This is a genomic window from Kouleothrix sp. 19917 (assembly GCF_057073505.1).
Window position 1 is genome coordinate 3,716,740 of sequence record NZ_CP097099.1, and the last position, 14,090, is coordinate 3,730,829.

The 14,090-nt window shown below is 61.0% G+C and carries 15 protein-coding genes and 1 pseudogene; 13 read left to right on the forward strand and 3 right to left on the reverse strand.

What is annotated here, in order from left to right:
- Nucleotides 1–181 precede the first annotated feature (181 nt).
- Nucleotides 182–1,966 (forward strand): methionine--tRNA ligase, encoded by a 1,785-nt coding sequence (gene metG, locus M1P90_RS15175; protein WP_483703625.1) that lies wholly within the window; start codon nt 182–184, stop codon nt 1,964–1,966.
- 72 nt (nt 1,967–2,038) lie between these two features.
- Nucleotides 2,039–4,072, forward strand: coding sequence for a hypothetical protein (locus tag M1P90_RS15180; protein WP_483703627.1), 2,034 nt, complete (start codon nt 2,039–2,041; stop codon nt 4,070–4,072).
- Here the strand turns inward: M1P90_RS15180 and M1P90_RS15185 are convergent.
- Nucleotides 4,011–4,991 carry an IS110 family RNA-guided transposase gene (locus M1P90_RS15185; RefSeq protein ID WP_483698797.1) on the reverse strand — a complete coding sequence of 327 codons (981 nt, stop codon included), beginning with the start codon at nt 4,989–4,991 and terminating at the stop codon, nt 4,011–4,013. The genes M1P90_RS15180 and M1P90_RS15185 overlap by 62 nt on opposite strands.
- Before the next feature lie 362 nt (nt 4,992–5,353).
- On the opposite strand from M1P90_RS15185, the gene M1P90_RS15190 reads away from it, so the two are divergent.
- The 3 genes from M1P90_RS15190 (at nt 5,354) to M1P90_RS15200 (ending at nt 7,637) form a co-directional block, all read left to right on the forward strand.
- Complete coding sequence (locus tag M1P90_RS15190) at nt 5,354–5,698, forward strand: hypothetical protein (protein WP_483703629.1); 345 nt, start codon at nt 5,354–5,356, stop codon at nt 5,696–5,698.
- A 264-nt stretch (nt 5,699–5,962) separates the two neighbouring features.
- The gene (locus tag M1P90_RS15195) at nt 5,963–6,976 is read left to right on the forward strand and encodes an Ldh family oxidoreductase (RefSeq protein WP_483703631.1); all 1,014 of its coding nucleotides are present in this window, start codon (nt 5,963–5,965) and stop codon (nt 6,974–6,976) included.
- Between the two features lie 148 nt (nt 6,977–7,124).
- Nucleotides 7,125–7,637, forward strand: a complete 513-nt coding sequence (locus M1P90_RS15200) for a restriction endonuclease (protein WP_483703633.1) — start codon at nt 7,125–7,127, stop codon at nt 7,635–7,637.
- A gap of 45 nt (nt 7,638–7,682) precedes the next feature.
- Here the strand turns inward: M1P90_RS15200 and M1P90_RS15205 are convergent, their stop codons facing one another.
- On the reverse strand, nt 7,683–8,081 hold the full coding sequence (locus M1P90_RS15205) for a hypothetical protein (RefSeq protein WP_483703635.1): 399 nt from the start codon (nt 8,079–8,081) through the stop codon (nt 7,683–7,685).
- Here M1P90_RS15205 and M1P90_RS15210 point away from each other — a divergent pair.
- From M1P90_RS15210 to M1P90_RS15245, 8 genes and pseudogenes are all read left to right on the forward strand, one after another.
- Nucleotides 8,025–8,234: pseudogene (locus M1P90_RS15210) on the forward strand (hypothetical protein); the annotation flags it as partial. The gene M1P90_RS15205 and the pseudogene M1P90_RS15210 sit on opposite strands and share 57 nt — an antisense overlap.
- A 55-nt stretch (nt 8,235–8,289) precedes the next feature.
- Nucleotides 8,290–8,790, forward strand: coding sequence for a sulfotransferase domain-containing protein (locus tag M1P90_RS15215; RefSeq protein ID WP_483703637.1), 501 nt, complete (start codon nt 8,290–8,292; stop codon nt 8,788–8,790).
- A 16-nt stretch (nt 8,791–8,806) separates the two neighbouring features.
- Entirely contained in the window at nt 8,807–10,072 is a 1,266-nt protein-coding gene (locus tag M1P90_RS15220) for a winged helix-turn-helix domain-containing protein (protein ID WP_483703639.1), read from the forward strand.
- A gap of 282 nt (nt 10,073–10,354) precedes the next feature.
- A complete protein-coding gene (locus tag M1P90_RS15225; protein ID WP_483703641.1) occupies nt 10,355–10,771 on the forward strand; it encodes a hypothetical protein in 417 nt (138 codons plus the stop codon).
- A 193-nt stretch (nt 10,772–10,964) separates the two neighbouring features.
- A complete protein-coding gene (locus M1P90_RS15230; RefSeq protein ID WP_483703644.1) occupies nt 10,965–11,336 on the forward strand; it encodes an MmcQ/YjbR family DNA-binding protein in 372 nt (123 codons plus the stop codon).
- 16 nt (nt 11,337–11,352) lie between these two features.
- Entirely contained in the window at nt 11,353–11,757 is a 405-nt protein-coding gene (locus M1P90_RS15235) for a nuclear transport factor 2 family protein (RefSeq protein WP_483703646.1), read from the forward strand.
- A 235-nt stretch (nt 11,758–11,992) separates the two neighbouring features.
- Nucleotides 11,993–13,069, forward strand: coding sequence for a Gfo/Idh/MocA family protein (locus M1P90_RS15240; protein ID WP_483703648.1), 1,077 nt, complete (start codon nt 11,993–11,995; stop codon nt 13,067–13,069).
- A 49-nt stretch (nt 13,070–13,118) separates the two neighbouring features.
- Nucleotides 13,119–13,595 (forward strand): GNAT family N-acetyltransferase, encoded by a 477-nt coding sequence (locus tag M1P90_RS15245; protein WP_483703650.1) that lies wholly within the window; start codon nt 13,119–13,121, stop codon nt 13,593–13,595.
- Between the two features lie 12 nt (nt 13,596–13,607).
- Here M1P90_RS15245 and M1P90_RS15250 read toward each other — a convergent pair whose 3' ends face one another.
- Nucleotides 13,608–13,817, reverse strand: a complete 210-nt coding sequence (locus tag M1P90_RS15250; RefSeq protein WP_483703652.1) for a hypothetical protein — start codon at nt 13,815–13,817, stop codon at nt 13,608–13,610.
- Nucleotides 13,818–14,090 lie beyond the last annotated feature (273 nt).

Here is a 14,090-nt window from a genome sequence, read left to right on the forward strand (position 1 = left end):
GCGTCTTGGTTAAGTACCACGCGAAAGTTGGTGCCAGCCCAAGACGCGATGGGTTTGACGACGATTTACAACGAGTCTCATCGCCTCCTGCGCCCCACGTCGTTTGCGCAAACCCCACTTCTGTACTATGCTGCACAGCTAAACAATCAGCGATACACGCATAAGGGAGTGGAGTCTCACAATGCCCGAGTATATTCTTGTTGCCGTCGCCTGGCCTTACGCCAATGGCCCGCGCCATGTCGGCCATGTGGCTGGCTTTGGCGTGCCCAGCGATATTTTTGCCCGCTACCAGCGCCTGAAAGGCAACCACGTGCTGATGGTCTCGGGCACCGACGAGCACGGCACGCCGATCACGCTTGCCGCCGACAAAGAAGGCATTACGCCCAAGCAGCTGGCCGACCGCTACAACACTGTGATTGGCGACGACCTGCGCAACCTGGGCCTGAGCTACGATACGTTCACCCGCACCACCACGCAGAACCACTATGCCGTCACGCAAGACCTGTTCAAGACGCTCTACGACAAGGGCTACATCCTGAAGCAGACCGCGCTGGGCGCGTTTTCTGCCGCCACCGGGCGCACCCTGCCCGACCGCTATGTCGAAGGCACCTGCCCGATCTGCGGCTACACCGAGGCGCGCGGCGACCAGTGCGACAACTGCGGCAACCAGCTCGACCCGGTTGACCTGATCAACCCGCGCTCGAAGGTCGATGGGCAGCCGCCAGTGTTCAAGGAAACCGAACACTTCTTTCTCGACCTTTCGGCGTTTGCCACGCAGCTGGGCGAGTGGATCAACTCGCAAAGCCACTGGCGGCCCAACGTGCGCAGCTTCTCGCTGAACCTGCTCGACGAGCTGCGCCCGCGCGCGATCACGCGCGACCTCGACTGGGGCGTGCCCATCCCGCTGCCCGAGTACGCCGAGCGCGACGACAAGCGCATCTATGTCTGGTTCGACGCGGTGATTGGCTACCTTTCGGCCAGCATTGAGTGGGCGAAAAATCGTGGCACGCCCGATGCTTGGCGAGAATGGTGGCAGAACCCCGCATCGCGGCACTACTACTTCATGGGCAAGGATAATATCGTTTTCCATAGCGTGATCTGGCCGAGCATGCTGATGGGCTACGGCAACGGCGGCGTGTTTGGCGGCAACGGCGACAGCCCGGCGCTCAACCTGCCTTACGACGTGGTCAGCAGCGAATTCCTGACCATGGAAGGCAAGAAGTTCAGCAGCAGTCGCGGCATTGTGATTTATGTCAACGAAGTCTTGAGTCGCTACGACGCCGACCCGCTGCGCTATTTCCTGACAATTGGCGGGCCGGAGACGCAGGACACCGATTTCACCTGGGCCGAGTTTGTGCGGCGCAACAACGACGAGCTGGTGGCGACCTGGGGCAACCTGGTAAACCGCACACTTACCAACGTGTTCCGCAACTTTGGCACGGTGCCGCAGCCCGGCGAGCTTCAGGCCGCCGACACGGCGCTGCTCACTGCTGTGGAAGAAGGCCTGGCTGCTGTGGGCGGGCTGCTCGACGTGGCGCGCTTCAAGGCCGCGCTGGGCGAAACCATGCGCCTGGCCGGGCAGGTCAACCAGTACCTGAGCGAGCAGGAGCCGTGGAAAGCGATCAAGACCGACCGCGAGCGCGCCGGCACGGTGCTGTATGTGGCGCTGCGCTGCGTCGATACGCTGAAAGTTATGATGACGCCGTTTCTGCCGTTCAGCAGCCAGAAGCTGCATGAGCTGCTCGGCTACGAAGGCTATATCGCCGGGCCGCTCGAATTCCGCGATTACACTGAGGAAAATGGCCTGAGCCACCGCGTGCTGACAGGCGACTACACCAGCTGGGTCGGGCGCTGGGAGCCAAGCGCGCTGCCGGTGGGCCAGGCATTGCGCCAGCCGGGGCCGCTCTTCAAGAAGCTCGACGAGTCGGTGGTGGCGGAAGAGCTGGCGCGACTGGAGCAGGCGTAAGCGCGACAGGCGGCAGGGTGTGAAACGCGCACCTGCGCCCTGCCGCTTGAAAGACAAGGGTAGCGAGCATATATGACAACACCTTCAACACCGGCCCGCCCGCGCAGCGCCTTTCTGCGCTGGCTGCTGCAAGGCCAGGTGCGCGAAACCGAAGGGCCATACGAGGAAGAGGGCCACCCGCAGCACGCGTGGTGGCAGGTCATGTGCCTCACCGGCGTCGATTACTTCTCGACACTGGGCTACCAGCCGGGCATCGCCGCGCTGGCGGCTGGCTCGCTTTCCCCAATTGCCACGCTCATCCTGGTGCTGCTGACGCTGTTTGGCGCGCTGCCGATCTACCGGCGCGTGGCTGCCGAAAGCCCGCATGGCGAAGGCTCGATCGCCATGCTCGAGCACCTGCTCTCGTGGTGGCAGGGCAAGCTGTTTGTGCTGATTCTGCTGGGCTTTGTTGCCACCGACTTTATTATCACCATCACGCTCTCGGCCGCGGATGCCACCGCCCATATTGCCGAAAACCCGTTTGTGCCACCGGCGCTGCACGACTATCCCGTGCTGATCACGCTGGTGCTGGTGACGGCGCTGGCCGCGATTTTTCTCAAAGGCTTTAAAGAAGCGATTGGCATCGCCGTGGCGCTGGTCGCTGCCTACCTGCTGCTCAACTTCATTGTGATCGCCGACGCGATCTATCAGGTGATTACTCATCCGCCGCTGGTGACGAACTGGCAGCAGATTTTGTTCACCGAGCACGGCAGCCCCCTGATGATGCTGGGCGTGGCGCTGCTGCTCTTTCCCAAGCTGGCGCTCGGCCTTTCGGGTTTTGAAACGGGCGTGGCCGTGATGCCGCTGGTGCGCGGCTCGCCCGCCGACACCGAGGAAAATCCGGTTGGTCGCATCCGCAACACGCGCCTGCTGCTGGTCACTGCCGCGCTGATCATGAGCGTGTTTCTGCTGGCGAGCAGCTTTGCCACCGCTGTGCTCATCCCGCACGAGGAATTTCTGCCGGGCGGCAAAGCGAATGGTCGGGCGCTGGCCTACCTGGCGCACACCTACTTTGGCGATATCTTCGGCACGATCTACGACATCAGCACGATCTCGATCCTGTGGTTTGCGGGCGCGTCGGCGATGGCTGGCCTGCTGAATATTGTGCCGCGCTACCTGCCGCGCTATGGCATGGCGCCCGACTGGACGCGCGCCTCGCGCCCGCTGGTGCTGGTGTTCACGGCCATTGCCTTTGCCGTCACAATCATCTTCCGGGCCGATGTCGATGCGCAGGGCGGCGCGTATGCCACGGGCGTGCTGGTGCTGATGTCGTCGGCGGCGGTGGCGGTGACGCTGGCGGCCTGGCGGCGCGGCGAGCGCGGCTGGACGTTTGGGTTTGCGCTGATCACGCTGGTGTTTATTTACACCACAATTGTGAATATCTTCGAGCGGCCCGAGGGCCTCAAGATCGCTTCGTTCTTTATTGGCGCGATTATCCTGGTCTCGCTGCTTTCGCGAGTGTGGCGCTCGACCGAGCTGCGCACCGAGCGCGTCGAGCTCGACGCCAGGGCAAATGAGATCATCGACGAACTGCAGCACGCCGAGACAATCCGGATCATCGCCAACCAGCTCGACGCCGGCGACGCCGCCGAGTACCGCGCCAAAGAGCGCGAGGTGCGCGCCGATACGCACATCCCGCCCGCCGATCCGGTGGTCTTTCTGGAGGTGAAGGTCTGCGACGCCTCGGAGTTCGCCGACGTGCTGGAGGTCGATGGCGTCGAGGTCGAGGGCTACCGCATTCTGCGCGCCGAAAGCTCGGCCGTGCCGAACGCGATTGCGGCGTTTCTGCTGTACCTGCGCGACCGCACCGGCAAGCTGCCCCATGTCTACTTCGAGTGGGGCGAGCAAAACCCGCTGGTGCACCTGGGGCGTTTTGTGCTCTTTGGCGAGGGCGACATCGCGCCCCACCACGCGCGAAATCCTGCGCCGCGCCGAAGACGACCCCGAGCGCCGGCCGGCGGTGCATGTGGGCGGCTAAGGCCCAAACGAACAAGCCACAGAGATATTACGTTGAAGAACGGGTCGGGCCAAGGACTTTGTTTGGGTCAAAGGGCGTTTTATGCTTGAGTACACCATAGACCACGTGCAACAACTTGCGCATCACCGCACCGATGATCACACCCTTGGCTTTGCCGCGCGCTGCCAGCCGTTCCGCAAACGCCTTGAACCCTTCGCATCGTCGCATCGCCACAATTGCCGGCCAGTACAGCGCCGCTCGCACGCTCGCCTTGCCCACTTTCGAGAGGTGTGTTCGCCGCCGCACACTCGTTCCCGATTCGTGCTGCGCCGGTGTTACTCCCGCGTCTGCCGCCAGCGCCTTGGCCGATGTATACGCGTCGATATCGCAGAACTCCCCCAGCAACTTAGCGGCAGTGATTGTACCTATTCCGACAATCGCCGTGAGAAGCGCAGCTTGCTCGCCCAGGTCACGCTCGTCTTTGAGATGCTGTTTGAGTTGTGCCTCGACGCTTGTGATCTGCTCCTCTACGCTTGCCAGAACCGTTTCAAGCGACGTGCGCACCACCGTGTCGCTGGTATCGCCCAAGCGATTGGACAGTTGCGTGCGCGTTTGGAGCAAGTCGTCGCGATGGCGTGTGAGCGCACGCAAGCGGCGCTGGGCGGCAGAGGGTGGTGTCCAGGCTTCGGGCTGGCATTGCAAGCAGAACAACGCAATGATGCGGCTATCCTGTTTGTCGGTCTTGGTGCGCATCATCTGGCTTTGGGCAAAACCCTTGATACGGGCAGGGTTAACCACACTGACGATGTGCTGAGCATCGGCGAGGAAGGCAGCCAGCGCTTCCCAATAGACATTGGTTGCCTCCATACAGGCATGCACGTGCTCAATGTGCTGGGAGCGAAGCCACTGCTGGAGCTGCTCAAAACCAGCGGAGGTGTTCGGAAACTGCTTGTGGCGACGGTCGCCACCCTCACGCAGCAGGGTGACATCGAAGGTGAGTTTGGCGAGGTCAATGCCGAGAATGTGCATGATAGCTCTCCAAAGGACAAGAAAAAGGAGCTTGTTTCGGACCAGTCTTGAGGCTACGTGCTCGTGGGCACTGGGATCTTACACGGTCTTGTGAAACAAGCGATACGATGCATCGAAAGCCATTCTCTGTGACAGCGTCGAGCGCATCGGTCTTTTGCGGCCTTGAGATGCATCAAGGCATAGGATAGCAGAGCCAAGCCACTTCTGCGAGCCTTCATTGGTCTTTTGTTGACCCGCCCCACTTGGCGGCTTTTTAGACAAGGTCACGGAGGCCTTCTATTCTCGGTGCCGCATGGATACGCGGTTCAGCAGGAGCGTAAATCCAAAATCGTAAATCGAAAATACATTAGGGAAGAGGAACTATGAATAGCTACTGGGTTCGCGTGCTGATCGCGCTGCTGCTGGGCGGCTTTCTGCTGATGCAGGCGCGCAGCGCCGGGAGCTGGCCGCGTCGCCAGCGCGCGTTTCAGCTTGCGGCAGCGGCGATGGTCGCGTTTGCGCTGCTGAACGCCAACCTTGCGCTGGGCTTCAACTCCGATACGTTTCAGCTGGTGATCGGCATCCTCGGCACCGCGCTGTTTATTGGCGCGATTGCCTCGCTGGTGCTGTCGCTGCGCGATGGCGAGGCCCGCGATCAGCGCGCCAGGATCGAAGACGCCGCCCGCGAGTTTCGTGAGCAGCGCGCCCGCGAGCGCAGCAAGCGCTAAACTTCCCGCACTTATAGCCACGAAGACACGAAGGTAGGCTAAAGACAATACCTTTCGCATATGCCTGCTCAGAACATTTACCACCAAGACACCAAGACACCAAGGGTTTCAGAATGGTATAAAATCTTCGTGCCTTGGTGGTTATTGGAAAATGCTTCGAGTCTTCGTGGCAAACGATCGGCCGACTCTTGCAATACAGCCGGCGCAACGCCCCACACCCACCCGCGCCCCGCAATCGCCCATTCAAACGAAAGGCAGCCCGGCATGCGCACGGTGCCCGAATCGCCCCTTCGCCAGTTCTCCGCAGCCGCCCTCACCGCCATCGGCAGCCCGCCCGACATCGCCCGCCTTGTGGCCGACTCGCTGGTGGACGCGAACCTGATGGGCCACGACTCACACGGCGTATTGCGCCTGCCGTGGTATGTCGCGCACGCCCGCAGCGGCCAGGTGCTGCCCGCCGAGCGCCCAACCTTGCTGGGCAGCAGCGGCGCAACCGCTCAGGTCGATGGCCGGCTGGGCTGGGGCGCGCCCGCCGCGCAGCTGGCCGCCGAAACAGCCATTGAAATTGCCCGGGCGCAGGGCGTGGCAGCGGTGAACATCCGCAACTGCAACCACGTTGGCCGGCTGGGCGCGTATGTGGAAATGATTGCAGCCGCCGGGATGGTGGGCATCGCCTTCTGCAACGCCAGCACCTCGGTCGCGCCGTTTGGCGGCTATGGCCGGCTGATGGGCACCAATCCCTTCGCCATGGCCGCGCCGGGCGACCCGCCGCTGGTGCTCGATTTCGCCACCTCGGGCGTGGCCGAGGGCAAGCTGCGCGTGGCGCGCGCCAAGGGCGAGCAGATCGCGCCGGGCGTGCTGCGCGACACGGCTGGCAACGAAACGCTCGATCCGGCTGCATTCTACGTCGGCGGCGCGCTGCAAACCTTTGGGCAGCACAAAGGCTCGGGCCTGAGCATGATGATCGAGCTGCTGGCGCGCACCTTTGGCGGCGTCGACCCGACCGTGCCAGGCAATCATGGCTTCAACGGCACGCTGATCCTCGCCTTCTCCATCCCCGCATTTGTGCCGCCCGACGAATTCGCCGCCGCAGCCGCACGCCTGAGCGCGCAAGTAGCCGCGAACCCGCCCGTCGCTGGCGTGGAGCGCGTGCTGCTGCCCGGCGAGCCCGAACGCCTGACCCGCAGCACCCGCGAGCGCGAGGGCATCCCGCTGCCCGAGGCCACCTGGGATTCGCTGGTGGAATTGGCGGATGAGCTGGGGCTAGAAAAGCTCTAGCCGCGTTGGGCATAGCCAAAAATACAACTTTCACTAAATTGTCTGTATTTTGCTATGCTGGCACAAATATTTCCACGCCGAAATAATGTAAGATTGCAGTTGTTAAATAAAAACATATTTCTACCTGCAAAACATTATGAGGTGACACGTGAATCATGTATTCGATGGTCTCAACCACGCCTTGCTCCCAACTCTTATTTCCATGTGGCCTTTGTGGATGTTGATTGGCATTTGTCTTTCTATCCAATTCGCCATCGCGCAATATAAAAAACAAAGGCTTGCCCGAGCTGGTATCTATGAGATTGATCGGATGGACGGCATAGTATTTGAACGATATCTTGTTAGTTTGTTCGAAAGATTGGGTTATAACGTTGAACACACGCCGGCTCGCGGAGACTACGGGGCAGATTTGATTATCACAAAAGACAATGTGCGAACTGCCGTACAAGCAAAAAGGTACAAGCACAAAATCGATGGCAAAGCTATTCAGCAGGTTTTCACCGCACAAAAAATCTATCGATGCACAAAAGCTATGGTTGTCACTAACAGTAGATATACTGCACCAGCTCGCCATCTTGCCAAAACAAATGACGTATTGCTTTGGGATCGGGATGATTTGGTCAAAGCGATTCTTAGTACGCAGCCGCGCAGCATTAAGTAATTCCTTCTCAAATACCGAAGTGCCAAGCCAGCAGCAAACCACCTACTACTCCCCTGCATACACTTCCCAGAAATCGTGTAAGATAGCGCCATCACGTTTGCCCCAACCGAATATTGTTGCCGCCACTATCGAGGAGAGCCCGCCATGACCCGGCGCAAACCGACCGTGCTGCACCATCTCCGCTCGCTGGTACAGTTTCCGATCATGCTGGTCACCTTTTCTGGCATGTGGCTTGCCGCCACGCTGGGCTTCACCGAGCAGACCTTTCGCTTTCTTGGGCGCGGCATGCAGTCGCCAAAGCTCAAAGCGGGCGCCTTCCGTGGCTACCGCCCGACCAAGCGCGATGTGTTCGTGTGCACCTACTCGAAGAGCGGCACCAACTGGGCGATGCAGATCGCCTACCAGATCGCCACGCAGGGCAAAGGCGAGTTCGCGCACATCCACGACGTTGTGCCCTGGCCCGAGTCGCCCATGCCCACGATTGTGCCGCTGAGCGACCCTTCCACCTACGAGCACACTGCTACCGGCATGCGCGTGATCAAAACGCACCTGGAAAGCAACTATGTGCCCTACAATTCCGAAGCGAAGTACATCGTGGTTGTGCGCGACCCGAAAGAAATTTTTGTGTCGAGCTATTTCTTTTCGGGCGGGCATGCTGCCCAAATCGGTGATGATGCCGGTGGAAAAATGGCTGAAGCTGTTTCTCTCGAAGGATTTCCCCTACGGCTCGTGGGCCGCGCACGTCGCCAGCTACTGGCCCTGGCGCGTTTTCCCGAATGTGCTATTCTTGTCCTACGCGGCCATGAAGGCCGACCCAGCCGGCACTGTGCACCAGATTGCGCGCCTGATGAAGGTCGATCTGAGCGAGGAAGCGCTGGCGCAGGTGCTCGAGAAAAGCAGCTTCCCTTCCATGAAGCAGATCGACAAGAAGTTCATGCCGGTGGCGCCCTTCCCTTTCGACCGGCTGCTGGGCAAGCCGAGCATGATTCGCAATGGGCAGGCTGGCGCTTCCGCCGAAATTTTGAACGCGCAGCAGCAGCACCAGATCGACGATTACGCCCGGCGCGGCCTGCGCGAATTGCAGTGCGACGCGCCCTACCCCGCGCTGTTCGAAGCGCCGGAACCGGCACTTGAGCGCGCTGTGGGCATGTAGCCTGCGTGAGGATGGCATGCTGACAATTTCGCTCGAAACGGCCCGCCGCTATATTCTGGGAAAACAGGGCCTGTGGCCGGGCCGGCGCTGGCGCGGGCTGGCAGGCACGGCGCAGGCCATGCGCGCAATCGACTACCTGCAGCTTGATCCGCTCCAGATCATTGCGCGCAGCCACGACATTACGCTCCACAGCCGCGTGCTCGATTACACGCCGGGCATGTGGGAAGAAGTGACGTACGGTCAACGCCAGTTCTTCGACTGGGGCGGCTGGCTGGCGGCGCGCCCAATGGACGAACTGCCCTTCTGGCGCGTGGTGATGCGCCGCGAGCGCGACGACCACGGCGGCGATTCGCGCATTGCCGCGATGGGGCGCGAGCATGCCGAGGCAGTGGCGGAAATGCGCACCATCCTGCGCGAGCGCGGCACCGTCAGCAATCGCGATTTCGAGATGGCCAAGCGTGCCCGCACCGAAAGCTATCGCGGGCGCAAAGACAGCGCGCTGGCGTTGTACTATTTGTGGCGCACCGGCGAAGTGATGACGCACCACCGCGAGCGCTTCGAGCGCGTGTATGCGCTGACTGAGGCTGTCGCGCCGGCCGAGCTGATTCGCGAAGCCAGCGACGACGCGACCGACCGCTTTCTGATCACCAAAGACATCAGTTTCGCCGGCCTTTCGCAGATGCGGCGCACACAGGATTCCTTTCATCGCGGGCTGGACGCCAACACCGGGGCGCAAACGCGCGCGGCGCTGCTGGCCGACGGCGAAATCATTGAGGTGAAGGTGGAAGGCTGGAAGGCGCTGCACTATGCGCTCGGCAGCGACGCCGCGCTGCTGGAGGAACTCAACGCCGGGCGCGTGCCGGCGGCGTGGCAGCCGCTCGAAACCACCACCACCGAAGAAGCCGTATTCCTCGCCCCGCTCGACCACGTCAGCGCGCGCGGGCGCGCGAAAACGCTGTTTGGCTTCGAGTATATCTGGGAAGTGTACAAGCCCGTGCACCTGCGCAAATATGGCTATTACACCCTGCCAGTGCTGTGGGGCGACCGGCTGGTGGCGCGCTTCGACAGCAAGCTCGACCGCGCCAGCAACACCTATGTCATCCTCGGCCTGTGGCTGGAAGATGCCGCCCTCGGCAAGGACGAGGAATTCGCGGCGGCGCTGGCGCGCGGTTTTGCGCGCTTCGTGCGCTTTCTGGGCGCGAGCGCGCTCGACGCCAGCGCCATCGGCGAGCCGCTCCTACGCAAACACATCGCCAAAGCAGCGAAGCCCAGCAAAAAATAGCCACAGAAAATACCAAGAGCACGGAGCGATAAAACCATCTCGGTGCCCTCGGTGCGCTCTGTGGCTCACCCATTCTGCGACGATCTACTGGCTGCCAAAGTTCATCGTCGCGGTGGCTGCATGCACGTTCCTCCAAACAAAGCGGAATGGCGCGCATAGTACACACACCGCCTCCATCGCCGTGCTATACTTGCGCTGAATAGTCGGCTGCGCGCCAATCCACGCTCACCCGACCGCTACGATCCCGCCCTGGCCTGTGTGCCTTTCGGAAAGCAGGCAGCAATGCTCGACTCGCTCAATATCACCTCGCCATCGCCCAACATGCGGCACCGGGCGCATTTTGCCGTGAGCGGCGAGGTTCGTTTCGGTCCGCTGTATTATGTCCTGTCGGTCGATGATTACCCCTTTGAGCAGCGCATTTTTGGCGACGCCCATCTGTGGTCGCCCGCGTCCGATCTGCTCGCCGTTCAGGAATGGCTCACCCTCGATTACTCGGCCGGGCCAATCACCGCGCTGCTGCTGATCGACGTGGCGCAGCGCCGCGAAGCGACACTAGCCCAGGCAACCAAACGCTTTCTTTTGCCCGAACGCTTTGAAGCAGCGGCGCTGATGTATCGTGAAGAGCACGCCGGTCAGGCGATTGTGAAACGCTTCGATCTTGCCGATGTAGACGGGTGGAAGCCGTTTGCGCAGGAATGAGAACGCGTTCTATCCACAGATTACGCAGATTACACAGATATGAGGCCAATAATCTGCGTCATCTGTGTCATCTGTGGATAAATTTCATGACGTTGATACGGCCCTGGCGCTCGCATTGTCCCTTCACCAGGGCGGCGCGCTGTGCTACAATCGGCGCACAGCTTCAGAATTCAACTTCACCAGGCAAGGCCGAATGAGCAGCGACCAGCTTGTGCGCGTGCGCCAGATCTGCGCCCAACTTCCCGAAAGCAGCGAGCGCCTTTCGCACGGCGAACCGACCTTCTTTGTGCGTAACAAAGTCTTTGTGATGTTCGCCAACAACCATCACAACGATGGGCATGTGGCGGTGTGGCTGCCGGTGCCGCCCGGTTTTCAGGAAGGGCTGATCGACAGCGCGCCGGACACATTCTTCAAGCCGCCATACGTTGGGGTGCGTGGCTGGGTTGGGATTGAGCTGGCGTGCATGAATGACGCCGACCTGCGCATGTACGTCACGATGGCGTGGGAACTTATCGCGCCCAAGCGCCTGCGCGCGCAGCACCCCAGCGGCTTCACCACCGATTAAACGCTTGCGAGGTCGCATGCCCACCCCCGAAACGATTGTGCAGCAGCAGCTCGACGCATACAACGCCCGCGACCTTGACGCATGGCTCGCCACCTACGCCCCCGACGCGGCGCAATTCGAGCTGCACGGCGGGCTGCTTGCCAGCGGGCATGCCGAGATGCGGGCGCGCATGGCGGCGCGCTTCGCCGAGCCCGACCTGCACGCGCAACTGCTGGCGCGCATTGTGATGGGCCAGATCGTTACCGACTACGAGCTGATCACGCGCAATTTCCCCGAAGGCAAGGGCACAATCGAAATGCTGTGCATCTACGAGGTTGCCGGTGATGCGATTGCCAGGGCGAGCTTTGCGCTGGGCGAGAAGCGGCTGCAAATAGCCACAACGGCTCAAAGGCTCGAAAATATAACTACCCCTGATCTATAAACAGAACTTCGCGTGCCACGCTAGCAGATTCTTGGTTCTTGATTCTGCTCGCTTTACGAGAGCATCCGAAAGCCCTTCGCGACTTCATCGTACAGGTATCAAAACTCAGTGTCCTTTGTGCGCTCTGTGGCTCAGCTAATCGCGTTTCGCCAGGGCAAGAAGATCGCAATCGTCATCGCTGCCAGCCTTGTTGTTCAAAATCGAACGCGCTCGACCGAGCGCAGGGGAGGCAGGTATGGAAGGGAATGTACGGGTTGGTGTGGTTGGCACAAGCTGGTGGGCCGACGCTTTTCACCTGCCGAATTTGGCGAGCCACCCGCGCGCCACGCTGGCCGCAATCTGCGGGCGCAACCGCGAGCGCGCCGAAGAAATTGCAACGAAATACTCCATCCCGCACGTGTTCACCGACTACAAGGCCATGATCAGTAGTGGCCTGCTCGATGCCCTGGTGGTGTCTACACCCGACGACCTGCACTACCCGATTGTCATGGCGGGGTTGAATGCCGGCCTGCATGTGCTGGGAGAAAAGCCCATGGCCATGGACACCGCCGAGGCTAAAGCGATGCTCGACGCAGCCGAGGCCGCCGGCCGCAAGCATATGATCAACTACACCTGGCACTGGCTGCCAGAATTCCGCCACTTCCAGCATTTGCTCCAGCAAGGATACGTTGGGCGGCCATACTCATGCCATATTACATTCGAGTCGAATTACGGTAATGAAAGCAAGTACGGCTGGCGCTTTGATCGCCAGCACGGCATGGGCATTCTGGGCGACCTCGGCTCGCACGCGCTCGACTTCGCGCGCCGCTACGTGGGCGAGATCGCGCGGGTGAGCGCTGTTCTCAGCACATTCATCAATCGGCCCGGCCCGGATGGGCAGCCGCTCGATGCGGCCAACGACTCCGCCCAGCTCGTTGTTGAGTTTGTGAACGGCGCGCAAGGCTCAATTCATGCAACTGCGGTGGGCCACCACGACGACACACACATCCTGATAGCTGGCGAAGCCGGCACGCTTGAGCTGCGCTTTTCCTTCTCGATAACCACGCTACGCGGCTGGCGGCCCGGCGACAGCGACTGGCAAACGCTCGAAGTTCCTGCTGAGCTGTGGGGCGATATCGATCGCTCGGGGGAAGTTTGGGACCAGGTAATGCGAATTTTCACCACACAATCGGTGAGCTGCCGCCAATTCATCGACGCCATTGTGGACGGCACGCCAATCGACTCAACGTTCTACGACGGCTGGAAGGTGCAGCAGGTGATCGACGCGGCGATTGCTTCGCACGAGCAGGGGCGCTGGATCACGATTGCGTGAGCGCCGAAAGAATTACATCGTGTTGCACAAGCGGCTGAAAGGAGCAAACGTGCTCGATTATCGCACGGCAACCGAGGCAGACGCGCCGGCACTGGCCGCTATGCGCTGGGATTTCCGCCTGGAAGAATCGCCCGGCACGCCCGCCAACGACCAGGCGGCGTTTCTGCGCGCCTGCGAGGCATTTTTGCTCCAGGGGCTGGCCGAGCGGCGCTGGACCTACTGGGTCGCCGCCGACGACGCCACGCTTGTGTCGCACATCTTCATCCAGCGCATTCCCAAAGTGCCCAAGCCCAACCGCCTCGACGACGCGTTTGGCTATGTCACCAATGTCTACACGCGCCCGGCCTACCGCAATCGCGGCATTGGCACGCAGCTTATGGCGCGCGTGCTGGGCTGGGCCGCCGAGCAGGATTTCGAAAGCCTGATCGTCTGGCCGAGCGAGGCCAGCGTGCCATTTTACATGCGCGCCGGCTTCCAGCGCAGCACCGACATGCTGGAATATCTTGTGCGGCCCTATGTTCTCTAGCAGTGCAGGCGGCTAGGTGGCTTCCGTCCACGACGAGCGAATATCCTCGAACAGGCGGCCATAGCGCGCCAGGCGATCGACCACCTCGGCAATCGCCATCATATCCTTTTTGCGGCCGGCGTCCTTCAGCTCGCTTTGCAGCTCGGCCAGCACCGTATGCGCGGCGGCAATCTGCTCTTCCGCCTGCTCAAGTTTTTCCAGCCAGGAATCGAACTCTTCCATAATCAGGCTCCCTGTTCAAAACACCATCGTACCCATAGTATACGACACTTTGAAACATTTGTGCGCAAGCGAACGAATGACGAACGACGAATGACGACTGACGAAAGCGTGCGTCCTGAGTGCGGCGCAGCCGCGTATCGAAGCGAAGTTCTGAGCTAGTCGAAGAGGGCGCAAGCAGAAGAATGCCGAAAGATTAGCCGCTCCTCGTTCGTCTTTTATAGAAACGCGCCTCTTGCCGCACGCAAACAGGCGCGCTACACTCGCCACAATTTC